This is a genomic window from Actinocorallia herbida (genome assembly GCF_003751225.1).
Taxonomy (GTDB): Bacteria; Actinomycetota; Actinomycetes; order Streptosporangiales; family Streptosporangiaceae; genus Actinocorallia; species Actinocorallia herbida.
Genome location: NZ_RJKE01000001.1, coordinates 3,195,421 through 3,217,340 on the forward strand (window position 1 = coordinate 3,195,421; position 21,920 = coordinate 3,217,340).

Consider the following 21,920-nt stretch of genomic DNA (forward strand, 5'->3'; position numbering starts at 1 on the left):
GGAGCGAGGTCCGGAGATGTCCCGGGCGTCCCTTTCGGCCGTATCCCAGGGAGCACACCGCATGACCGAGCGTCCGCTGTCCGGCGTCACCGTCGTCAGCCTGGAGCAGGCGGTGGCCGCACCGTTCGCGACGCGTCAGCTCGCCGATCTGGGCGCGCGGGTGATCAAGATCGAGCGGCCCGGCGAAGGCGACTTCGCCCGCCGCTACGACGGAACGGTCCATGGGCATTCCAGCTACTTCGTCTGGCTCAACCGCTCGAAGGAGTCGGTGACGCTCGATCTGAAGGACCCGCGGGGCGGGGACATCCTGCACGGGCTCCTGGCCGGCGCCGACGTGTTCGTGCAGAACCTCGCACCGGGCGCGGCGGCCCGTCTCGGCTTCGGCGTGGACGACCTGACCGCGCGCCATCCCGAGCTGATCCCCTGCACGATCTCCGGCTACGGCACCGACGGCCCGTGGGCGGACCAGAAGGCCTACGACCTCCTCGTGCAGTGCCAGACCGGCCTCGTCTCGCTGACGGGCACGCCCGAGGGGACGGCCCGGGTAGGCGTCTCGGTGGCCGACATCGCCGCCGGGATGTACGCCTACAGCGGCATCCTCACCGCGCTGTACACGCGTGCGGTCCAGGGCCGCGTGCGCCCCGTGGAGGTGTCGCTGTTCGAGGCGCTGGCGGAGTGGATGAGCCAGCCCGCCTACTACACCCGATACGGCGGGACGCAGCCTCCGCGCGTCGGAACGCAGCACGCCACGATCGCCCCCTACGGGGCCTACACCGCGGCCGATGGCGAGGAGGTGCTCTTCTCCGTCCAGAACGAGCGCGAATGGGCGGCGCTCTGCGCGCGCTTCCTCGACCGTCCCGAACTCGCCGGAGACCCGCGCTTCGCCACCGGACCGGACCGCGTCGTCCATCGGGACGCCCTGAACGCGATCATCGCCGACCGCGTCGGCGCGTCCCCGGCCCGGGACGTCCTGGCGCGGTTGCAGGGGATCGGGATCGCCGCCGCTGAGGTCAACGACGTCGCGGCGTTCCTCGACCATCCCGTGCTCGCCGGGCGGGACCGGTGGCGGGACGTCGGCGTCCCGGGCGCGACGATCCAGGCGCTGCTCCCGCCGGTCGACCTCGCGGGCGTCGACCCCCGGATGGACCCGGTGCCCGCCGTAGGCGAGCACACCGACGCCGTCCTCGCCGCCCTCGGCCACACCCCCGCGCAGCGGGCCGCGCTCCGCGCGGACCGCGTCATCTGACCACCGTTCGTCTTTTCCAGGAGCCTTCTGTGAGTGTTCTCGACGTCCTCTCAGGCGACGAGCGCATGGTCGTGCAGACCGTGCGGGAATTCGTCGACAAGGAGGTCAAGCCGGTCGTCCGCGACCTGGAGCACAGCGACACCTATCCCGAGGCGCTCATCGAGCAGATGAAGCGGCTCGGCGTCTACGGCCTCGCCATCCCCGAGGAGTACGGCGGCAACGCGGTGTCGATGTCCTGCTACGTCCTGGTCACCGAGGAGCTCGCGCGCGGCTGGATGAGCCTCGCGGGAGCGATGGGCGGCCACACCGTCGTCGCGAAGCTCATCCTTCTGTTCGGCACCGAGGAGCAGAAGCGGCGGTACCTGCCGGGCATGGCGACGGGCGAGATCCGCGCGACGATGGCGCTCACCGAGCCCGGCGGAGGCTCCGACCTCCAGGCGATGCGCACGACCGCCCGCAGGGACGGCGACGCCTACGTCGTGGACGGCGGCAAGACCTGGATCACCAACTCGCGCCGCTCCCAGGTGATCGCCCTGCTCTGCAAGACCGATCCCGACACCGTCCCCGGCCACAAGGGCATGTCGATCCTGCTGGTCGAGCACGGCCCCGGCCTGACCGTCTCCCGGGACCTGCCGAAGCTCGGCTACAAGGGCGTCGAGAGCTGCGAACTCGTCTTCGACGGCCATCGCGCGCCCGCCGACGCGCTCCTGGGCGGCGTCGAAGGCAATGGCTTCGCCCAGATGATGAAGGGCCTGGAGACCGGCCGCCTTCAAGTCGCCGCCCGCGCGCTGGGCGTCGGCCGCGCCGCCCTGGAAGACGCCCTCGCCTACGCGCAGGAGCGCGAGTCGTTCGGCAAGCCGATCTGGCGGCACCAGTCGATCGGCAACTACCTCGCCGACGCCGCGACCTCCCTCACCGCGGCCCGCCAGCTCGCGCTGTACGCGGCCCGTGAGGCGGACGCGGGCCGCCGCGTCGACATGGAGGCCGGGATGGCCAAGCTGTTCGCCTCTGAGACCGCCATGCAGATCACGCTGAACGCGGTCCGCATCCACGGCGGCTACGGCTACTCCACCGAGTTCGACGTGGAGCGCTACTTCCGCGACGCCCCGCTGATGATCGTCGGTGAGGGCACCAACGAGATCCAGCGCAACGTCATCGCCGCCCAGCTCGTCAAGCGCGGCGGGCTCGACGCCTGACCCGCCCGCGCCCCCTCCCGGGTGGCCTGATGCGGCCACGGCGATGGCGGCCGCGTGATCACGCCCGAATGTGTCAGAGGGTCGTGATTCCATCACCGGGTGAGGTCGCGTGAGAGGGGGCGGGCGGGATGGGATCCGAGCGGGTGCGGGCCGTACGACGAGGATCGGCACCGGTGGCTGATCCCGGGCTGGGCGGGCCGGGTCAGGGCGCCGCGGAGCGGTGCGGGGTGGCTGCTCGTCATGCTCGGCTGCGCCGCCGTGTTCCTGGCGGGCCGGCTGGTGCTGCGGGAGGCGGTGGCGCACTGGTACTTCGCGGTTCCCGTGCTGGCGGTCCTGTGGTTCCTCGCGGACCGCTGGTTCCGGGGACGGTGGCGGGCCGAGCAGGAGCGGCGGGAGCGGTTCGCGGCGCTGCGGTGGACGATCGGGCAGCTCGACGCGATGACCTGGCTGGAGTTCGAGGTCGCGGTCCGTGACCTGATGCGGCGCGACGGGATCGCCGCCGAACACGTGGGGAAGCCGGGCGATTTCTCCGGTGACGTCGTCGGCGCCGATCCCGTCCTGGGCAAGACCTGGATGGTCCAGGCGAAGCATTACGGGGCGAAGTCCAAGGTGCGGTCCGAGGACGTGCAGAAGGTCGCCGGGGCGGCCTGGCCCGTCTACAGGGCGCAGTTGACGCTGGTGGTCACCACGAACACCTACACGAGGCAGGCCAGGGACTTCGCGGGCCTGTCGGGGATGCACCTCATCGACCGGAACGGCCTGATCGACTGGGCGGCCCGGGGCGTCCACCTCTACGACGTGCTCGGCATCACCCCACAGGCGGCCGGACGCCCCGCCTCCTTACCAGGTGCCCCCGCCAGGCCGGGTGCCCCCGCCAGGCCGGGAGGGCGCCGTGCGCCGGAGTCCTTGCCGTGCGCGCCGGAGCAGAAGAGGATGCCGTCGTACAGGGCGCCCCGCATGAGGCGGGCGCGTTCGACGGGAACTCGTCGGGGCGGTCGGGCCCGGCCTGCGGACGGCCTCACGCCGTCCGTCCGGGCCGGCGCGAGCGGGTCCCGGCGGGGAAGAGGATGGCCGGATGTCCGGGCTGTTGGTGAATCCGCTTGACGCGCACGCGCTGCTGGTGGCCTTCGGGGTGATCGGGGTGGGGGTGATCCTCTTCGCGGAGACCGGGCTGCTCATCGGCTTCTTCCTGCCGGGTGACTCGCTGCTGTTCGGCGCGGGGCTGCTGTGCACCGCGGGCGCGAGCACCGATGTGCAGCTGTCGCTGCCGTGGGTGCTGGTCTCCGCGGTCACCGGGGCGCTGCTCGGCGCGCAGACCGGATTCGTGCTGGGGCGGCGGGGAGGGCGGATGCTGCTCGCCCGCAAGGAGAAGGGAAGGCTCCACGACGGGGTGGCGCGGGCCGAGGAACTGCTCGCCAGGTACGGCTACGGAAAGGCGATCGTCCTCGCCCGGTTCATCCCGATCGTGCGGACCGTCGTGAACCCCGTCGCCGGGGCGCTCGACGTCCCGGCCAGGACCTTCCTGTTCTGGCAGGTCACCGGCGGCCTCGTGTGGACGGTGGGGCTCATCGTCGCCGGATACCTGCTCGGCGGCGTGGTCCCGGGCATCGACAGGTACCTGCTCCCGGTGCTCTTCGCGGGCGCGGTGCTGTCGATGCTGCCCGTCCTGCGGGAATTGCGCCGCACCCGCCGCACCTGAACCGGCGCGGGTCCCGTCGGCCCCGGCCGCTCTTCCGCCGCCCGGACGAAGCTGAGGTGATCTTCAGGGGGCTTCAGGCCGCCTTCAGCCGCCGTCACGGAGTGTGGTGCCGATGTGCATTCGCGTCCAGGGGGAGTATTCGATGCCTGCCAAGACCGTGCTCGCGCTAGCGTTCGCCGCCACCACGGCCGCCGGGATGTCCGGGGGTGCCGTCGCCGCGTTCGCCGACGACGCCGTCCGGGCGCCCGGCGCCGTGCAAGCGACCGAGACCGCGTCACCCATGCCGTCGTCGCCGGAGAGCCCGGGGGCGAGCCCGTCCGCCGGCCCGTCGGAGTCGTTCACCGCGCCGGACGTCACCGCGGAACAGGCGATCTCCAAGGCGATGGAGAAGCAGCAGGACTCCACGATCGCGTCCGCGAAGCTGGAGAGCGAGGCGGGGACCGAGACCTGGCAGGTCGAGACCCTGACCAAGGACGACAAGTGGCACCAGGTGACGGTCGACGCGACGACCGGTGAGGTCACCGAGGACAAGGAGTCCTCGGAGTCCAAGCAGTCCACGGCGGTCAAGGACGCCAAGATCAAGGCCACCGACGCCATCGCCAAGGCCACCGAGCAGCAGCCCGGCACGGTCAAGGAGCTGGAGTTCAAGGAGAAGGACTCGAAGGGCTCCTGGACGGTCGAGGTCGTCGACGACCAGGGCATGACGCACGAGGTCAAGGTCGACGCGGAGACCGGCGAGGCCACCATGCAGCCCGCCGAGACCCCGACCATGAGCCCGACCGAGAGCCCGGCCACCTCACCGACCCCCTGACCCGTCCCGGAAGGCCCCGGCCCGCCGTCGCACCGAAGAACGCGACGCGCACCGGGGCCTTCCGGTCCCCACGCGCGGCGCGCCGCCCACCCGACGGACCTTTAGGGTGCGATGAGAGAGGGTCCTCGGCGCGGGGAGGTCGCGGTGGAGATACGGGCGTTCGAGGCAGGGGACGTCCCCGGCCTGCTCCGGTGGATCGACGGGTTCGAGGCACTGGTCCTGTGGACCGGGCCGAACAGGTTCCGGTGGCCGCTGGACCGGGCGCAGCTCGCCCGGTACGCGGCGGAGGCCGGGACGGACCTGCTGATCTGGTCGTTCGTGGATCACGGGGCCGTCGTGGGGCACGCGTCCCTGGCCGTCGACCGGGCGGCCGGGACGGCCCGGCTGGGCCGCGTCCTGGTGGCACCGGAAGCGCGCGGGCGGGGCCTCGGGGAGGCCGTCGTGAGGGCGGCGCAGCGTGCCGCGTTCGCCGATCCGGGGACGCGGCGCCTCACGCTCGGGGTCTACGCCCGGAACACCGGGGCCGTCCGGCTGTACGAGCGGCTCGGGTTCGTCCGGGAAGAGGGCGCGGGGACGCAGGTCCTGGTGAACGGCGTCCCGTGGTCGTCCTTCGAGATGGCGGTGACCGCCGACGCCTGGCGTTCCGCCGGGCCCGATGAGCACGCCGCCGACCGGTCAGGAATCGAGAAGCGGCGTTGACCTGGCCCGGCCTAGCGTGGAGGGCATGGACATCACCATTCATTCCACGTTCCTCCCGCACGACGACCCTGAGGCGTCCCTGGCGTTCTACCGGGACGCGCTCGGCTTCGAAGTCCGCCTCGACGTGGGCCAGGGCAGGATGCGGTGGATCACGATCGGCCCGAAGGGGCAGCCCGACACGTCGATCGTGCTGACCCCGCCCGCCGTCGACCCCGGCATCACCGAGGACGAGCGCCGCACCGTCACCGAGATGATGGCCAAGGGCACCTACGCCAGCGTCATCCTGGCGACCCACGACCTCGACGGGACCTTCGAGCGGGTCGCGGCGTCCGGCGCCGAGGTCGTCCAGGAACCGACCGACCAGCCCTACGGGGTGCGCGACGCCGCCTTCCGCGACCCGGCGGGCAACATGGTCCGCGTCCGCGCACTGGGCTGACCTTCCGGTAGATACCGCACGTACCGCGGGGGTTCGCGCATATGCTCGAAGGCCGATCGAGCCGGGTCACGCCGGCCGGGCCTCCGCGGCCCCGCCCCACCGACGATGGAGAGACGATGACCACGGACACGCCGCCGTCCGCGCAGCACGCCGCCGACACCCACGACCTGATCCGCGTGCAGGGGGCGCGCGAGAACAACCTCAAGGACGTCAGCGTCGAGATCCCCAAGCGCAGGCTGACGGTCTTCACCGGGGTCTCCGGCTCCGGGAAGAGCTCCCTGGTGTTCAGCACGATCGCCGCCGAGTCCCAGCGGCTGATCAACGAGACCTACAGCGCCTTCGTGCAGGGCTTCATGCCGACCCTGGCGCGCCCCGAGGTCGACGTCCTGGAGGGGCTGACCACGGCGATCATCGTCGACCAGCAGCGCATGGGCGCCGACCCCCGCTCGACGGTCGGCACCGCCACCGACGCCAACGCGATGCTGCGGATCCTGTTCAGCAGGCTCGGCCGGCCCTATGTCGGCTCGCCGAACGCGTTCTCCTTCAACATCCCGACGGTCCGGGCGAGCGGCGCGATCACCGTCGAGAAGGGCGCCAACGCCAAGGCCGAGAAGGTCGTCTTCACCCGCACGGGCGGCATGTGCCCGCGCTGCGAGGGCCGCGGCAAGGTCTCCGACATCGACCGGACCGGGCTCTACGACGCGTCCAAGTCGCTCAACGAGGGCGCGCTGACGGTCCCCGGCTACAGCATGGACGGCTGGTACGGCCGGATCTTCAGCGGCTGCGGCTTCTTCGACCCCGACAAGCCCGTCGGCGAGTTCACCGAGCAGGAACTGCACGACCTGCTCTACAAGGAGCCGACCAAGATCAAGGTCGACGGGATCAACCTCACGTATGAGGGCGTGGTCACGAAGATCCAGAAGTCGTTCCTCTCGAAGGACGTCGAGGCGCTCCAGCCGCACATCCGGGCGTTCGTGGAGCGGGTCTCGACGTTCAACGCCTGCCCCGAGTGCGACGGGACCCGGCTCAGCGAGGCGGCCAGGTCGTCGAAGATCAAGGGGATCAACATCGCCGAGGCGTGCGCGATGCAGATCACCGACCTCGCCGCCTGGGTCCGCGACCTCGACGACGCCTCCGTCGCGCCGCTGCTCGCCAAGCTCGGGCACACCCTCGACTCGTTCGTGGAGATCGGCCTCGGGTACCTGTCGCTGGACCGTCCGGCGGGCACCCTGTCGGGCGGCGAGGCGCAGCGCACCAAGATGATCCGGCACCTCGGCTCCGCGCTCACCGACACCACCTATGTCTTCGACGAGCCGACCTCGGGCCTGCACCCGCACGACATCCAGCGCGCCAACGACCTGCTGCTCCGCCTGCGCGACAAGGGCAACACCGTCCTGGTCGTGGAGCACAAGCCGGAGATGATCGCGATCGCCGACCACGTCGTGGACCTCGGCCCCGGCGCGGGGACGGGCGGCGGCACCGTCTGCTACGAGGGCACCCTCGAGGGGCTGCGCGCCAGCGACACGATCACGGGCCGGCACCTGGACGACCGCGCCAAGATCAAGGAGTCGGTCCGCAAGCCGGCCGGCGCCCTGGAGATCCGCGGCGCGACCGCCAACAACCTCCAGGACGTCGACGTGGACGTGCCCCTCGGCGTTCTCGTCGTGGTGACGGGCGTCGCGGGGTCGGGCAAGAGCTCGCTCGTGCACGGCTCGATCCCGGCGGGCGCCGGGGTCGTCTCGGTCGACCAGAGCCCGATCCGGGGCTCGCGGCGCAGCAACCCCGCCACTTATACGGGCCTGCTGGAGCCGATCCGCAAGGTGTTCGCCAAGGCCAACGGGGTCAAGCCCGCCCTGTTCAGCGCGAACTCCGCGGGCGCCTGCCCGGCCTGCAACGGCGCCGGCGTCATCTTCACCGACCTGGCGATGATGGCCGGGGTCGCCAGCACCTGCGAGGAGTGCGAGGGCAGGCGGTTCGACTCCTCGGTGCTGGAGTACCGGCTCGGCGGCCGCGACATCAGCGAGGTGCTCGCGATGTCGGTGACCGAGGCCGAGGCGTTCTTCGGCGCGGGCGACGCCAAGATCCCGGCGGCGCACAAGATCCTCGAGCGGCTCGCGGACGTCGGTCTCGGCTACCTGAGCCTGGGCCAGCCGCTCACCACCCTGTCCGGCGGCGAGCGGCAGCGGCTCAAGCTCGCCACCCACATGGGCGAGAAGGGCGGCGTCTACGTCCTGGACGAGCCGACCACGGGCCTGCACCTGGCGGACGTGGAACAGCTCCTGGGGCTGCTCGACCGGCTGGTCGACTCCGGCAAGTCGGTCATCGTGGTGGAGCACCACCAGGCCGTCATGGCGCACGCCGACTGGATCATCGACCTCGGTCCCGGGGCCGGCCACGACGGCGGCAAGATCGTCTTCGAGGGCACCCCGGCCGATCTCGTCGCGGCCCGGTCGACCCTGACCGGCGAGCACCTGGCGTCCTACGTGGGCGCCTGACGCGCGGCTTCCAGGCGGCCCCGGAGCGATCCGGGGCCGCTTTCGCGTCTCCGGGTGACGCGGGTCACCCGCCGGGGGCGTCACAACGGGGAGGGCTATCCCGTCAATTGTGTGAAGCCAAGGACAACGGCAAAGGAGCCGATCATGGAAGCCCGACTGAACGCCTTCGCCAACCCCCTCACGGGCAAGGTGCTGAAGCACCTCATCGCGGCGGGCAAGGCCGCCGAAGAGGTCCTCCCGCACGCGACCGCGGAGCTGGTGAAGATCCGCGCGAGCCAGGTCAACGGCTGCGGGTTCTGCCTCGACATGCACACCAAGGACGCCATCGCGGCCGGTGAGACCTCCACCCGCCTCAACCTCGTCGCCGCCTGGCGCGAGGCCACCGTCTTCACCGAGCCCGAGCGCGCCGCCCTGGAGCTCGCCGAGCAGGCCACCCGCCTCGCCGACGGCACCGGCGTCACCGACGAGGTCTGGGCCAACGCGGCCAAGCACTACAACGAGGACCAGCTCCTCGCCCTGGTGTCCGCCATCGCCGTCATCAACGCCTTCAACCGCCTCAACGTCACCCTCCGCCAGCCCGCGGGCGACTACCAGCCCGGCCAGTTCGGCTGACCCCGCCCCTGACGCCGGGAAGGCCCATACTCCGGGCCGTCCCGGCCTTTCGCCGTCCCGGCCCGTTTCCGGTCGGCGGTCCTGCCGGGGCGGGCATGCCAGAATCGGGGGATGGGGAGCAGGTCCGCCGAGGAGCGGCTGAGTGATCTCGCGCGGTTGCGCCGGGTCCGGGATCGGATGGACCGGGAGTACGCGCAGCCTCTGGACGTCGAGGCGCTGGCCAGGGGTGTGCACATGTCGGCGGGGCATCTGAGCCGGGAGTTTCGCCGGGCTTATGGGGAGTCGCCCTACTCCTATTTGATGACGCGGCGGATCGAGCGGGCGATGGCCCTGCTGCGGCGCGGCGACCTGTCCGTCACCGAGGTGTGCTTCGAGGTCGGATGCTCCTCCCTCGGCACCTTCAGCACCCGCTTCACCGAGCTCGTCGGCATCTCCCCGAGCGCCTACCGCCACCAGGCCGAATCCGGCACCGAGGGCCTTCCCTCCTGCGTCGCCAAGCAGGTCACCCGCCCCGTCCGGGAAACCCCGACCCGTACCTCCCGGTCCGGCTAGGGGACGAGGAAGGCGGTCGGCACGGACGTCGCCAGCGGGGCGAGGACGCTGAGCACGCTGAGGGGACGGCGAATGCGGAGCGCCCCCACCGTTCGGGAGCCCGGCGCGCGGTCGACGAGGCCGAGCGCCTGGGCGCGCCAGGCGAACAGCAGCGGGAAGACGACGGCGGCCACCACGACGGAGAACAGGGCACCGTAGCCGAGGATCCACCAGGAGGAGAAGTCCTCGGCTGCGACGGCCTCGGCGTCCACCAGGGAGCAGCGCAGCGCACCGGTGGTCAGCACCGAGGTCGACCCCAGGACGGCCAGTGCGAGAGCCGAGCGCTCGACGCGTTCGCGTATCTCGACGGCGCCTCGGGCGATCAGCGCCACAGGATCGTCCTCCCGGCCGGGCGCCGGAGCGCCGACGGCCGCCGTCGCCACGGCGAGGTCGCGCACGCGCTCGTGGCCCATCCAGACCATCAGGATCCAGGGTCCGGCGGCGCACCAGCCCAGCGCGGTGAGCCCGTCGACGATCTCGCTGAAATGCCGGATCGGCACGCTCGCGCTGCCGCCCGAGACCACCAGCCCGATCGCCACGGCGGTGAGGACCCCGAGCACCGCGTAGGCCGCGAGGTTGCCCGCCCACCAGCGACGGGAGCGGCGCCATGGCCCGGACAGCGCCCGTATCTCGCCGACCCCTCGCTGGAACAGCAGTACCCAGACCAGCAGCGAGACCGTGGCCACCGCAGCCCAGATCCGGAAGCGGCCGTCGCCGAACGCCGTGTTCCCGGTGCCGCCCGCACCGAATCGGTGCAGGAGCCCGAACACGGCGAGGACGAACAGCGCGGACGCCGCGGTCGTCGCGGAGGGATACCGGCGCCGGTCGGGTCTCGCTGCCAACACGGGCCTCCCTGACTCGGAGGAATCCAGCCGTCGTTCGCCAGAAGCTTCGTACACCACGGCGAGGGCCAGGCGATAGATCCCGGTCGAAGGGGTTTCGGCGGGAGGGCTCAGCCGTCGAGGAGCCGTTCCGTCTCGTCCCAGAGGAGCGCTTGGAGGGCGGGGTCGTCGGCGGGTGCGGACGGCCGGATCAGGCGGGTGCCGCGCACGGTGTGGTAGCCGCCGGTGCGTCCCGCGAAGGAGGGGTCGGCGGCGAGCGCGACGATCAGGCCGGCGCCGCGGGCGGGATCGCCGATTCTCAGGCGGGTGAGGATCTTCTCCAGCGGGGCGGCGAAGCGGAGCTCACGGCCGAGGCCCGTGGTGTTGAAGCCCGGGTCGAGGCAGTTGGCGGTGACGCTCGTGCCGGCCAGGCGGCGGGCCAGTTCTAGCGTGAACATGATGTCGAGCAGCTTGGTCTTGCCGTAGTGGGCCGAGGAGCCGCGCGCTGAGAAGGGGACGGTCTCCGTCAGGTCGTCGGGGAGGCGGAGGGTGCCGTGGCGGCGGGACGCCTGGGAGGCGACGTTGACGATCCGGGCCGCGGGCGCCCTGCGCAGTGCGGGCAGGAGCTCGCGGGTGAGCAGCCACGGCGCGAGATAGTTGACCGCGACCATCTCGGGGAACCCCTCGGGGGTCGTGCGCGGCGTGAACGCGTGGAGGCCCGCGTTGTTGACGAGCCCGTCGATCCCGGCGAACCGATCGGAGATCTCGCGCCCGGCCCGCCGGACGTCGGCGAGCCGCGTGAAGTCGGCGCGGAACACCTCGACCTCGGTCCCCGGCGCGTGCGCGCGGATCTCCCGCCGGGTCAGCTCTCCCTTCTCGGGGTCGCGCGCGGTGATCGCGAGCCGTGCCCCGCGCCGGGCGAGGTCGAGTGCGGCCAGACGGCCCAGGCCGCCGGTGGCACCGGTGATGACGTAGAGGGGCTGCAACTGACGGATCCCGTTCGAAGTAGTTTGCCGATGCCCATCACTCTAGGCAGCTATAGTTTGTATATGCAAACTACTTCGGCCGGTGGAGAGCGTCGTGACCTCGAACTCGCGCTGGGCGAGCAGATCAACGCCCTGCTCGGCGCGACCCGAGCCCTGAGTGAGCGCAGTGCCGCGCACTTCCACCCGGGGCTCCAGCCCGCCGCGTTCCACATCGCCCGCTGGCTCTACGCCTTCGGCCCCGCCCGCCCCAGCGCCGTCGCCGAGGCCGTCGGGATGGACCGCAGCTCGACCAGCACCCTGATCGGCAAGATGCGCTCGCTCGGCCTCCTGGAGAGTTCCCCGGCCGCCGGCGACCGGCGCGGCGTCGTCGTCGGGCTCGGCGCGGAGGGCCGGCGACGCGTGGCGGTGACGCTGGAGGAGCGGGGACGCGAGTTCTCCGCGCGCACCCGCGACTGGTCGGAGGCCGACCTCGCCCACCTCACCCGGCTCCTCGCCCGACTCACGTCGGGTGAAGCGGGCGGATGACGGTCAGGCGAGGCCGTCGATCCAGGCGATGAGCCGCGCGCCCCGGGCGGCCATGATGCCGGGGTCGCGCAGGGTGTTGGTGAGCACGGACATGCCCTGGTAGGCCGCGACGAGTTCGACGGCCAGGTCCTGGGCGTCGGGGCGGCCCATCTGGGTGAACTGACCGGAGACCCAGGCGATCAGGGCGCGCATGACCTCGGCGGCCGCCTGGTCGAGGCCGTCGTCGCGTTTGTCGAGTTCGGTGGCGAGGGTGCCGAACGGGCAGCCGAAGCGCGCCGCGGTCTCGCGCTGGTCGACCCAGCCCGTGATGAGGGCCTTGAGGCGGTCGGCCGGCTCGGGCAGCGCGTCGAGCCGCTCGGTGAGGGCCGCGAGTCGGGCGCGGTGGGCGCCGACGGCCGCCTCGACGAGCTGGTCCTTGGTCTTGAAGTAGTAGTAGACGTTGCCCACGGGCACGTCGGCGAGGCGTGCGATGTCGTTCAGCGTCGTCTTCTCCACACCCTGCCGGTGGAAGACCTCCGCCGCCGCGTTGGCCAGCCGCTCGCGCTTCGCGCCGCCGCGGCGCCGGACGGGTCGCGTCGGGGAATCTGAGTCAGTCACCTGACTAAGGGTAGACAAGATCCACCGTGCTGGCTATCGTCCTTCTTAGTCAGTCGACTAACTTAAAACCGGACGCGGCATGGCGCCGCGTCTTCCCGGAAAGAGGAACGAACATGATCGTTGTCACGGGCGCCACCGGAAACGTCGGCCGGACCCTGGTCCGGACGCTGGCCGAGGCGGGCGAGCCGGTGACCGCCGTGTCCCGCCGCGTCACCGAGACCGACGTCCCGGCCGGCGTGCGCGCCGTCGCCGCGGACCTCGGCGACCCGGCGAGCCTGGCGGCCGCGCTGGACGGGGCGAAGGCCCTGTTCCTGCTGGTCGCGGGGGAGGACCCGGCCGGACTGCTGGCACGGGCGAAGGACGCGGGGGCCGCGAAGGTGGTGCTGCTGTCCTCGCAGGGCGTCGGCACCCGGCCCGGCGGGGCCTACGCGCACGCCGCGGGCTTCGAGAAGGCCGTCGCAGAGTCCGGCTTGGCTTACACGGTCCTGAGGTCGGGCGGCATGGCGTCCAACGCCCTCGCCTGGGCCGAGCCCGTCCGCGCCCACCGCGCGGCGGCCGCCCCCTTCGCCGAGGTCGGCCTGCCCTTCATCGACCCGGACGACGTCGCCGCGGTCGCCGCGGCGGTGCTCACGGGCGACGGCCACGACGGCGCGACCTACGTGCTCACCGGACCCGCGCCGACGACCCCGCGCGAGCGCGCCGAGGCCATCGCCTCCGTGATCGGGGAACGCGTGGCGTTCGTCGAGCAGACCCGAGAGGAGGCGCACGCCCAGATGTCGGCCTTCATGCCCGCCGCGGTGGTCGAGGGCACCCTCGCCATCCTCGGCGAGCCCACCCCCGCCGAGCAGGCCGTCAGCGGCGACGTCGCGCGGATCCTGGGCCGGCCTGCCGCGCCCTTCGCCGCATGGGCCGCCCGCAACGCGGCGGCCTTTCGCTGAGGTGCCGCACCTTCTTCCGGAAAGCCTGACACTGGCTGGCAGGTTTTCCGGGGAGGGTGGAGGTATGAACGAACGGAAGATCGCGTTGGTGGCGGGGGCGACCCGGGGAGCGGGCCGGGGAGTGGCGATCGCGCTCGGCGAGGTCGGGGCGACGGTGTACGTGACGGGAAGGAGCGGGGGAGGGAAGCGGTCGGAAATGGACCGGCCGGAGACGATCGAGGAGACCGCCGCGCTCGTCGACGAGGCGGGCGGGGTCGGGATCCCGGTCGTGGTCGACCATCTGGAGCACGCCCAGGTGAAGGCGCTGATCGACCGGATCGATGCCGAGCAGGGCCGGCTCGACGTCCTGGTGAACGACATCTGGGGCGGCGAACTGCTGTTCAGCTGGGACTCGAAGGTCTGGGAGCACTCCCTGGACGACGGCCTCCGCATCCTCAGGCTCGCGATCGACACCCACATCGTCACCAGCCACTACGCGCTCCCCCTGCTGATCAGGAACCCGGGCGGGCTCGTCGTCGAGATGACCGACGGCACCGCCGAGTACAACGCCGACCACTACCGGGTCTCCCTCTTCTACGACCTCGCGAAGGTGTCCGTGAACCGGCTCGGCTTCGCCCAGTCCAAGGAACTCGAACCCTTCGGCGGGACCGCCGTGTCGCTGACCCCGGGCTGGATGCGGTCGGAACTCATGCTCGAGCACTACGGCGTCACCGAGGCGAACTGGCGGGACGCGCTCGAGGTCCAGCCCCACTTCGCCATCTCCGAGACCCCGCTGTTCGTCGGCCGCGCCGTGGCGGCCCTCGCGGCCGACCCCGACCGCCGCCGCTGGAACGGCGAGTCCCTGTCCAGCGGCGGCCTCGCCCAGGTCTACGGCTTCACCGACGCCGACGGCAGCCGTCCCGACGCCTGGCGCTACCTCGTGGAGGTCCAGGACCAGGGTGGACCGGCCGACGTCACCGGCTACCGCTGATCCGGCCCGTACCGCGCGGCCATCCGCGTGACGGCCGCCCGCACTCGGGCCCGGAGTTCCGGAGGTGCCAGCACCTCCGCCTCCGGCCCGAGCCGCATCATCTGGTCGAACGCGACATCGAGCCCCTCGACCGGCAGCACGGTCGTGACCCACCCCTGTCCGTCCGGCGCACCGACCTCCGCCAGCGCCCGTGCGACGGCCGGTGGCTCGGCCACCCGCCGCAACGCCCCCATCCCGGCAGGACTCAGCCGGACGGTGATCTCGCTCCGATGCATGCCCGCGACGAACCGGGCGGCCTGCTCGGCCCAGACCCCCGCCAGATCGAAGTCCTCCTCCCGCACGAACGCCGCCCCGGTCTCGGCCAACGACGAGATGCGATCCACCCGGTAGGTCCGGAACCGCCCCCGCACCGAGGCGACCAGATACCAGACACCCCCTTTGAGCACGAGCCCATAGGGCAGCACGGTCCGCGGTTCCCCCCGGTAACCGATCTCCACCTCCCGATCCGTCCACACGGCCCGGGCCAGCGCCACCAGCAGCACGGGCGCCTCGCCCCCGACCCACCACCCCGGAACGTCCAGGTGAAACCGCCGGCTGGTCCACTCCGGCGCCCCCCGGAACCCCTCCGGCAACGCCGCCAGCAGCTTCAACCGCGTGGACGCCACGACCTCGGCCAGCCCCAACTGCTCCGCCGCCTCACCCAGCCCCGCAAGGAACAACGCCTCGGCCTCCTCCCGCGTCATCCCCGTCAGCCGAGTCCGAAACCCCCCGACCAGCCGATACCCCCCATACCTCCCCTGCTCCGCATAAAGCGGCACCCCCGCCTCCACCAGCGCCGCGACATCCCGATACACCGTCCGCTCCGACACCCCCAGCTCCCCGGCCAGCTCCGCCGCCGTCAACACCCCCCGCCCCTGCACCAGCAGCACCAACGAAATCAACCGAGCCGCCCTCACCCCACCAACCTAACCCCCGCCCCACGCAACCCATCCCGCTCCTCACCCCGGAACGTCGCACGCCCCGGCCGGGCGCTGGGCGCGGAGCGGGGCGTGTCTGTGAGAGGGGCGTGACCCTCGGCCGAGAAAAGGTGAGGTGGGTCAGGGGGTGAAGGTCGCGGTGGCGGAGGAGAGGACGGGGCGGTCGGCTATGAGGGCGGTGTAGGTGGCGCCCTCGGGGGTGCGGTGGGCGGTGAGGGTGAGGGGATCGCCGGGGGTCACGGGGGCGGTGAAGCGGGCGGAGGTGGAGTGGAGGTCGGCGGGGTGGGCGCCTAGGGCCCGGGCCAGGCCTACGGTGGTGGTGGCGAGGGTGGCGAGGCCGTGGAGGATGGGGTGGTCGAAGCCTGCGGTTCTGGCGGCCTCGGGGTCTATGTGGAGGGGGTGGAGGTCGCCGGAGAGGCGGTAGAGGGCGGCTTGGTCGGGGGAGGTGGGGATGTCGATGGTGAGGGGAGGCTCGGGTGAGGGGGCGGGGCGGGGGGTGGAGGGGCCCCGGTCGCCGCCGAAGCCGCCTCGGCCGGGGGCGAAGATGGTCCAGGTGGCGGTGAAGCAGCGGGATTCGACCTCGATGTCGAAGACGGCGGCCGAACCTTTGTCCCAGACCGCGGATACGCGGGAGGAGAGGGTGAGTTCGCCGCTCGGGGGGAGCGGGGCGGACACTTCCAGGCGCTGGGAGCCGTGGAGGGCGGTCGACTGCTCGAAGGCGCCGTTGGCGCCGGCGACGTCGGGGGCCCATTGGGCGAGGGTGAGGCCGAAGGTGGGCAGGACGCGGAGGCGGCGTTCGTAGACGAGGTCGAGGTCGTCGGCGTGGGCGCCGACGGACAGGGCGTAGAGGATGGCGTCGCGTTCGGTCCAGGTGGCGGTGCGCTCGCCGAGGTGGACTCCGGTCCAGGCGCCGGCCGGGTCCTGCGGGACGGGAAGGCTCATGCGAGCCGCTCCACGATGAGGGCCATGCCCTGGCCGCCTGCGGCGCACATGGTGACGGCGCCGTAGCGGCCGTCGCGGCGGCGGAGGCCGTTGACGAGGGTGGTGGTGAGGCGGGCGCCGGTCATGCCGAACGGGTGGCCGAGGGCGATCGCGCCGCCGTGGACGTTGACCTTGTCCTCGTCCAGGCCCAGATCGTCGCAGACCGGGAGGACCTGGGCGGCGAACGCCTCGTTGATCTCGACCAGGTCGAGGTCGGCGGCGGTGATCCCGGCGCGGGACAGGGCCTGGCGCATCGCGTCGGTCGGGCCGAGGCCCATGATCTCCGGCGAGAGCGCGGACACCCCGGTGGAGACGAGCCGGGCGAGCGGCGCCAGGCCGAGCTCGGCGGCCTTACGGTCGGACATGATGACGAGCGCGGCGGCCCCGTCGTTGAGCGGGCAGCAGTTCCCGGCGGTCACCGTGCCGTCCGGCCGGAACACCGGCTTGAGCCCCGCGACGGACTCGGCGGTGACCCCCGGCCGCGGGCAGTCGTCGCGCGAGACGACGGTCCCGTCGGGCAGCGTCACCGGCGTGATGTCGAGGTCGAAGAACCCGTCCGCGACGGCCTTCTCGGCGAGGTGCTGGCTGCGGACCCCGAACGCGTCCTGCCGCTCCCGGCTGATCCCGCGCAGCTGCGCGACGTTCTCGGCGGTCTGCCCCATCGCGACGTAAGGGTCGGGCAGTTCCCCGGACTCGCGCGGGTCCCGCCACACCGGAACCCCCGCCCCCGTCCGGGACGCGCTGCGCTCCTCGGCCGCGGCGTACCGCGGGTGGTGGGTGCCCTCGGCCCCGTCGGACTTCCCGCGCGAGTACCGCGACACGCACTCGACGCCCGCCGAGACGAACGCGTCGCCCTCACCGGACCGGATCGCGTGCAGCGCCATCCGTGTCGTCTGCACGCTGGACGCGCAGTACCGCTGCACGACGGTGCCCGGTACCGCGTCGAGCCCCAGTCCGATCGCGGCCTGCCGGGCGATGTTGTAGCCCTGCTCGCCCGCGGGCTGCGCGCACCCGACCATCAGGTCGTCCAGCGACGCCGGATCGAGCGCGGGTACCTGGGCCAGCGCCGCCGTCACCATCTGGATCAGCAGGTCGTCCGGCCGCAGGTCCTTCAACGAGCCCTTGTACGCCCGCCCGATCGGCGAGCGGGCCGTCGCGACGATGACCGCCTCAGGCATTCGATGCACCTCCAAGCTCAGGGGGCGGGCACGGCGCACGCACCGCGGTCAATGTAGCAAACGCTAGGTTGGTACCGGGCGTCCGCCCTGCCGTGCGCGCGCGGCCCCCACCCGGGAGCGGGCGGGGGCCGCGGTGGGGGTCCGGGGTCAGGAGACGGGGGTGAGGGGCGCGGGTTCCGGGGGGCCGATGGTCGGGCGGCGGCGGAGCGACCAGGTCCGATCGTTCAGGAGGGACAGGGCGGCCGGGAGGAGGATCACCCGGATGAGGGTGGCGTCCAGGAGGACGGCGACGGCCAGGCCCACGCCGAGCTGCTTGAAGTCCTGCATGGAGAGGGTCGCGAAGACCGAGAACACGGCGACCATGATGAGGGCGGCGCTCGTCACGGTGCCCGCGCTGGAGCCGATCCCGTGGAAGATCGCCGAGCGCGTCGGCATGCCCTGCCGCCAGGCCTCGCGAATGCGGGAGACGACGAAGACGTGGTAGTCCATCGACAGCCCGAAGAGGATGACGAAGACGAACAGCGGCAGCCACGCCTGGACGGCCCCGGCACCGGTCGTGCCGACGAGTTCGTCGCCCCACCCGTGCTGGAAGATCGCGACGATGACGCCGTAGGCGGCCCCCACCGACAAGAGGTTCAGCACGACCGACACCGCCGCTATCGCCACCGACCGGAAGGCCAGGAGCATGATCAGGAACGCGGCTCCGGCGACGAAGGCGAACACCGGGAGCACGGCGTCCTTGAGCCGGGCGTTGTAGTCGTCGCTGAAGGCGAGGTCGCCGTGGATCGCGGCGTCCGGACGGTCCTCGATGGCGGCGCGCGCCCGGTCGAGGTCCGCCTCGGTCGCGAGCGGGATCGTGATGCGGGTCAGCCCGTTCTGCTCCCGCGCCTCCCCGAGCGCGGCCAGGTCCCCGGCCGGTCCCTTGACGAGGATCTCGCCGGTCTCGGCCTTGGCGGGGAACTCCGCGGCGATGTGCTCGTAGGCGGTGATGAGCGGATCGCTCGCCGGGATCGTCTGGCGCAGCGAGAGCAGCTCGGTCCGCATGCCGAGGGCGGGCAGGGCGAGCGCGACCAGGAAGGCCACCGCGAGCGCCGTGGCGAGGCCCGGCTTGGCGATGACCCCGCGCAGGATCGCGGGCAGCACCCTTCCCTGACGGCGCGGGCGGCGCCGCCGGATCAGCCGCCCCGCGTCCACCTTGTCGCCGAGCAGTGACAGCAGTGCGGGCAGCACGGTGACCGAGCCGGTCATCGCGACGAGGACGACGAGGATCGTGCCGACGGCGAAGCTCTCGAACATCGGCATTCCGGATAGGAAGAGGCCCGCCATCGCGATGGTGACCGTCGCGCCCGAGACGAGGACCGAGTGTCCCGACGTCCGCGCGGCGATCCGCAGCGCCTCCTGCGCCGAGCGGCCGAGTTCCCGTTCCTCGCGCTCGCGCCGCAGGTAGAACAGGCAGTAGTCGACGCCGACGGCGAGCCCCATGAGCAGCATGACCGAGCCGGTGGCCTCGGCCGCCGGGAACTGGTGGCTGGCCAGGGCCGCGAGCCCGGTCGCCGCGACGAAGGCCGTCAGGGCGAGGGCGACGGGCAGGACCGCGGCGACGAGGGCGCCGAAAGCGACGAGGAGGATGCCGAGCGCGAGTGGGACGGCGGTCCACTCGGCGCGCTCGAAGTCCTCGGAGATCGCCTTGCCGAACCAGAGGTCGACCGTGGCGCTCCCGAACGTCTCGGTGCGCACCCCGGTCGCGGCGAGCGCGTCGCGCACCGCCGGATAGTGGTCCATGGCCTCGTCCGGGTCGCCCTTCCAGTCGAAGGAGACGAGGACCTTGCCGCCGCTGCGGGCCGCCTCCTTCACGCGCACGGCCTGCCCGGTGCCCTTGACGGCGGCGATCACGGGGCCCGCGTCGGTCCCGTGCACGAGGACGAGTTCGCCGGCGGGGTCCTCGATCCCCGCCGCGTCCAGCATCTCGATCGCCTGGCGGGACCCGCCGAAGGAGTCCTCGGCGCTGCTCATCTGCTGCTGGCCCGCCATCCCGCCGAGGACCGACGACGCGACGACGAAGAGCAGCCACAGCACTATTGCGGCGATCCGGTGGCGCGCGCTCCAGCCACCCAGCCTCTCAGCGATTTCCATGGCCCCGACGCTAGAAATCGGGGCGGCCACTGGACATCCGGCGAGGTGGCGTCTCCGGGGTGGGTCTAGACCCACCCCGGAAGGGAGAATAGGTCCAGTGCCCGAAGACCGCCCCCGAGCCAGAGTGAAGGCATGAAAAAGACATTCCAGGCCATGGGCCACGGTTTCGTGTGGTTCTGGCTGAGCATCGCGCAGCTGTTCGTCTGGACGCTCGCGGTCGTCGCGATCTGCCTGATCCCGGTCGGTGTCGGGATCTACCTGACGCCCCCGCTGGTGGACGCGCACCGGCGCTTCGCCGACCGGGCGCGGCTGCTGGCGCACGACTGGAGCGGCGTCGCCATCCCCCGGCCCTACCTTCCCGAGCCCGTCCAACGGCCCGGGTTCCTCGGCCGGGCGGAGCGCTGCCGGCACCTGCTCACGGACAGGGCGACCTACCGCGACCTGCTCTGGGGCCTCACCGACCCGGTCGTCGGCGTCTTCCTCGCCGCGATGACGTTCGCGCTGCCGCTCTACGGGATCGAGGGCATCATCATGCCCGCGATCTACGAGGTCTTCGGCGACATGGGCTTCAACGACTGGTACACCGGTATCCACGTCTGGCACGGCGACCCCGACGCGGCCTGGTGGTGCGTCCCTGTCGGCGTCGTGCTGCTCGTCCTCGGGCTCAAGGCCGCGCCGTGGTTCGAGCGCGTCCACGGGCGCTGGACCGGCGGCCTGCTGGCACCCGCCGACGCGGCCGCGCTGGCCCGCCGCGTCACCGAGCTGACCAGGTCGCGCGCCGAGACGATCGACGCGTCCGCCGCCGAGCTGCGCCGGATCGAACGCGACCTGCACGACGGCGCCCAGGCGCGCCTCGTCGCGATGGGCATGACGCTCGGCGCGATCGAGCACCTGCTGGAGAAGGACCCGGCGAAGGCGCGGCTGCTGCTCGCCGAGACCCGGGAGACCTCGGTGCGGGCGCTGAACGAGCTGCGCGACCTCGTCCGCGGCATCCACCCGCCCGTCCTCGCCGACCGGGGCCTGTCCGACGCCGTCCGCGCCCTCGCGCTCGACAGCGGCATGGACGTCGAGGTCACCGGGGCGCTGCCGAGGCTGGAGCCGCCGCTGGAGTCCGCCGCCTACTTCGCGGTGTCGGAGATCCTCGCCAACGCGGGCAAGCACAGCGGCGCCCGGCGCGTCTGGATCGACCTGCGGCTCGACGAGGGGCTGCTCAGGATCGGCGTCACCGACGACGGCATGGGCGGCGCGTCCCTGGAGACCGGCAGCGGCCTGCGCGGCATCGAGCGGCGGATCGCCGCGTTCGACGGAGTGCTCGCCCTCAGCAGCCCGCCCGGCGGGCCCACCCTCGTGACCCTGGAGATTCCTTGCGCGCAGTGATCGCCGAAGACCTCGCCCTGCTCAGGGAAGGGCTCGTCCGGCTCCTCGAAGCGCACGACTTCGAGACCGTCGCGGCGGTCGACAACGGGCCGTCCCTCCTGCGGGCACTGGTCGAGCACAAGCCGGAGGTCGCCATCGTGGACGTCCGGCTGCCGCCCTCGTTCACCGACGAGGGCATCCGCGCGGCCATCGAGGCGAGGCGCCGGGTTCCGGGGCTGCCCGTGCTGGTGCTGTCCCAGTACGTCGAGCAGCTCTACGCGCGCGAGCTGCTCGCCGACGGCACGGGCGGGGTCGGCTACCTGCTCAAGGACCGGGTCTTCGACACCGAGGAGTTCGTCGGCGCGGTTCGGCGGGTGGCGTCCGGGGGGACCGCGATGGACCCCGAGGTGATCGCCCGCCTGCTGACCCGCGGCCGAGCCGTCCGCCCCCTGGACCGGCTGACGCCCCGGGAGTCGGAGGTCCTCGCCCTCATGGCCGAGGGCCGCTCCAACGCCGCGATCGCCGCGGCCCTCGTCGTCTCCGAAGGCGCGGTCGCCAAGCACACCACCAACATCTTCCACAAACTCGACCTCCAGGCCTCCGACGACGACAACCGCCGCGTCCTTGCCGTCCTCGCCTACCTCAACGGCTGACGTCCCGGCACCCTGTCCGA

At 72.3% G+C, this 21,920-nt stretch carries 22 protein-coding genes; 15 read left to right on the forward strand and 7 right to left on the reverse strand.

Annotated features, from left to right (window positions below; translation table 11 throughout):
- Nucleotides 1–61: 61 nt before the first annotated feature.
- The 10 genes from EDD29_RS14890 to EDD29_RS14935 all read left to right on the forward strand — a co-directional run bounded on the left by EDD29_RS14890 (nt 62) and on the right by EDD29_RS14935 (nt 9,746).
- Nucleotides 62–1,246, forward strand: coding sequence for a CaiB/BaiF CoA transferase family protein (locus EDD29_RS14890; protein WP_123664980.1), 1,185 nt, complete (start codon nt 62–64; stop codon nt 1,244–1,246).
- A gap of 29 nt (nt 1,247–1,275) precedes the next feature.
- The gene (locus EDD29_RS14895) at nt 1,276–2,442 is read left to right on the forward strand and encodes an acyl-CoA dehydrogenase family protein (RefSeq protein ID WP_123664981.1); all 1,167 of its coding nucleotides are present in this window, start codon (nt 1,276–1,278) and stop codon (nt 2,440–2,442) included.
- A gap of 99 nt (nt 2,443–2,541) precedes the next feature.
- On the forward strand, nt 2,542–3,546 hold the full coding sequence (locus tag EDD29_RS47685) for a restriction endonuclease (protein WP_148085966.1): 1,005 nt from the start codon (nt 2,542–2,544) through the stop codon (nt 3,544–3,546).
- Nucleotides 3,518–4,141 carry a DedA family protein gene (locus EDD29_RS14905; protein WP_123664982.1) on the forward strand — a complete coding sequence of 208 codons (624 nt, stop codon included), beginning with the start codon at nt 3,518–3,520 and terminating at the stop codon, nt 4,139–4,141. The genes EDD29_RS47685 and EDD29_RS14905 overlap by 29 nt, the downstream gene beginning before the upstream one ends.
- Nucleotides 4,142–4,283: 142 nt before the next feature.
- Entirely contained in the window at nt 4,284–4,952 is a 669-nt protein-coding gene (locus EDD29_RS14910; protein WP_170201415.1) for a PepSY domain-containing protein, read from the forward strand.
- 111 nt (nt 4,953–5,063) lie between these two features.
- Nucleotides 5,064–5,651, forward strand: a complete 588-nt coding sequence (locus tag EDD29_RS14915; protein WP_123664984.1) for a GNAT family N-acetyltransferase — start codon at nt 5,064–5,066, stop codon at nt 5,649–5,651.
- A gap of 25 nt (nt 5,652–5,676) precedes the next feature.
- Complete coding sequence (locus EDD29_RS14920) at nt 5,677–6,087, forward strand: VOC family protein (protein WP_123670485.1); 411 nt, start codon at nt 5,677–5,679, stop codon at nt 6,085–6,087.
- 116 nt (nt 6,088–6,203) lie between these two features.
- Nucleotides 6,204–8,582 carry an ATP-binding cassette domain-containing protein gene (locus EDD29_RS14925; RefSeq protein ID WP_123664985.1) on the forward strand — a complete coding sequence of 793 codons (2,379 nt, stop codon included), beginning with the start codon at nt 6,204–6,206 and terminating at the stop codon, nt 8,580–8,582.
- Nucleotides 8,583–8,726: 144 nt separating this feature from the next.
- On the forward strand, nt 8,727–9,194 hold the full coding sequence (locus EDD29_RS14930) for a carboxymuconolactone decarboxylase family protein (protein ID WP_123664986.1): 468 nt from the start codon (nt 8,727–8,729) through the stop codon (nt 9,192–9,194).
- A gap of 111 nt (nt 9,195–9,305) precedes the next feature.
- On the forward strand, nt 9,306–9,746 hold the full coding sequence (locus EDD29_RS14935; RefSeq protein ID WP_123664987.1) for a helix-turn-helix transcriptional regulator: 441 nt from the start codon (nt 9,306–9,308) through the stop codon (nt 9,744–9,746).
- On the opposite strand, the gene EDD29_RS14940 is transcribed toward EDD29_RS14935, so the two are convergent.
- Complete coding sequence (locus EDD29_RS14940) at nt 9,743–10,627, reverse strand: hypothetical protein (RefSeq protein WP_123664988.1); 885 nt, start codon at nt 10,625–10,627, stop codon at nt 9,743–9,745. The two genes, EDD29_RS14935 and EDD29_RS14940, sit on opposite strands and share 4 nt — an antisense overlap.
- A gap of 110 nt (nt 10,628–10,737) precedes the next feature.
- Entirely contained in the window at nt 10,738–11,592 is an 855-nt protein-coding gene (locus EDD29_RS14945; RefSeq protein ID WP_211359727.1) for an SDR family NAD(P)-dependent oxidoreductase, read from the reverse strand.
- A gap of 63 nt (nt 11,593–11,655) precedes the next feature.
- Here EDD29_RS14945 and EDD29_RS14950 point away from each other — a divergent pair, with 63 nt between their 5' ends.
- Nucleotides 11,656–12,117, forward strand: a complete 462-nt coding sequence (locus tag EDD29_RS14950) for a MarR family winged helix-turn-helix transcriptional regulator (RefSeq protein WP_123664990.1) — start codon at nt 11,656–11,658, stop codon at nt 12,115–12,117.
- Nucleotides 12,118–12,120: 3 nt separating this feature from the next.
- Here EDD29_RS14950 and EDD29_RS14955 read toward each other — a convergent pair whose 3' ends face one another.
- Nucleotides 12,121–12,714 (reverse strand): TetR/AcrR family transcriptional regulator, encoded by a 594-nt coding sequence (locus EDD29_RS14955; protein ID WP_123664991.1) that lies wholly within the window; start codon nt 12,712–12,714, stop codon nt 12,121–12,123.
- 113 nt (nt 12,715–12,827) lie between these two features.
- On the opposite strand from EDD29_RS14955, the gene EDD29_RS14960 reads away from it, so the two are divergent.
- Both EDD29_RS14960 and EDD29_RS14965 read left to right on the forward strand, forming a co-directional pair.
- Complete coding sequence (locus EDD29_RS14960) at nt 12,828–13,652, forward strand: SDR family oxidoreductase (RefSeq protein WP_123664992.1); 825 nt, start codon at nt 12,828–12,830, stop codon at nt 13,650–13,652.
- Nucleotides 13,653–13,716: 64 nt separating this feature from the next.
- Nucleotides 13,717–14,622, forward strand: a complete 906-nt coding sequence (locus EDD29_RS14965) for an SDR family oxidoreductase (RefSeq protein WP_123664993.1) — start codon at nt 13,717–13,719, stop codon at nt 14,620–14,622.
- Here the strand turns inward: EDD29_RS14965 and EDD29_RS14970 are convergent.
- The 4 genes from EDD29_RS14970 to EDD29_RS14985 form a co-directional block, all read right to left on the reverse strand.
- Complete coding sequence (locus tag EDD29_RS14970) at nt 14,613–15,551, reverse strand: helix-turn-helix transcriptional regulator (protein WP_342774434.1); 939 nt, start codon at nt 15,549–15,551, stop codon at nt 14,613–14,615. The two genes, EDD29_RS14965 and EDD29_RS14970, sit on opposite strands and share 10 nt — an antisense overlap.
- Before the next feature lie 168 nt (nt 15,552–15,719).
- The gene (locus EDD29_RS14975) at nt 15,720–16,541 is read right to left on the reverse strand and encodes a MaoC/PaaZ C-terminal domain-containing protein (protein ID WP_123664995.1); all 822 of its coding nucleotides are present in this window, start codon (nt 16,539–16,541) and stop codon (nt 15,720–15,722) included.
- Complete coding sequence (locus EDD29_RS14980) at nt 16,538–17,758, reverse strand: acetyl-CoA C-acetyltransferase (RefSeq protein ID WP_123664996.1); 1,221 nt, start codon at nt 17,756–17,758, stop codon at nt 16,538–16,540. The genes EDD29_RS14975 and EDD29_RS14980 overlap by 4 nt, the downstream gene beginning before the upstream one ends.
- Nucleotides 17,759–17,905: 147 nt before the next feature.
- Complete coding sequence (locus tag EDD29_RS14985; protein ID WP_123664997.1) at nt 17,906–19,891, reverse strand: MMPL family transporter; 1,986 nt, start codon at nt 19,889–19,891, stop codon at nt 17,906–17,908.
- Between the two features lie 132 nt (nt 19,892–20,023).
- Here EDD29_RS14985 and EDD29_RS46885 point away from each other — a divergent pair, with 132 nt between their 5' ends.
- Nucleotides 20,024–21,268: a sensor histidine kinase gene (locus EDD29_RS46885; RefSeq protein ID WP_123664998.1), complete on the forward strand. Its 1,245-nt coding sequence runs from the start codon at nt 20,024–20,026 to the stop codon at nt 21,266–21,268.
- Nucleotides 21,256–21,900 (forward strand): response regulator transcription factor, encoded by a 645-nt coding sequence (locus EDD29_RS14995; protein ID WP_123664999.1) that lies wholly within the window; start codon nt 21,256–21,258, stop codon nt 21,898–21,900. The genes EDD29_RS46885 and EDD29_RS14995 overlap by 13 nt, the downstream gene beginning before the upstream one ends.
- The last annotated feature ends 20 nt before the right edge of the window (nt 21,901–21,920 follow it).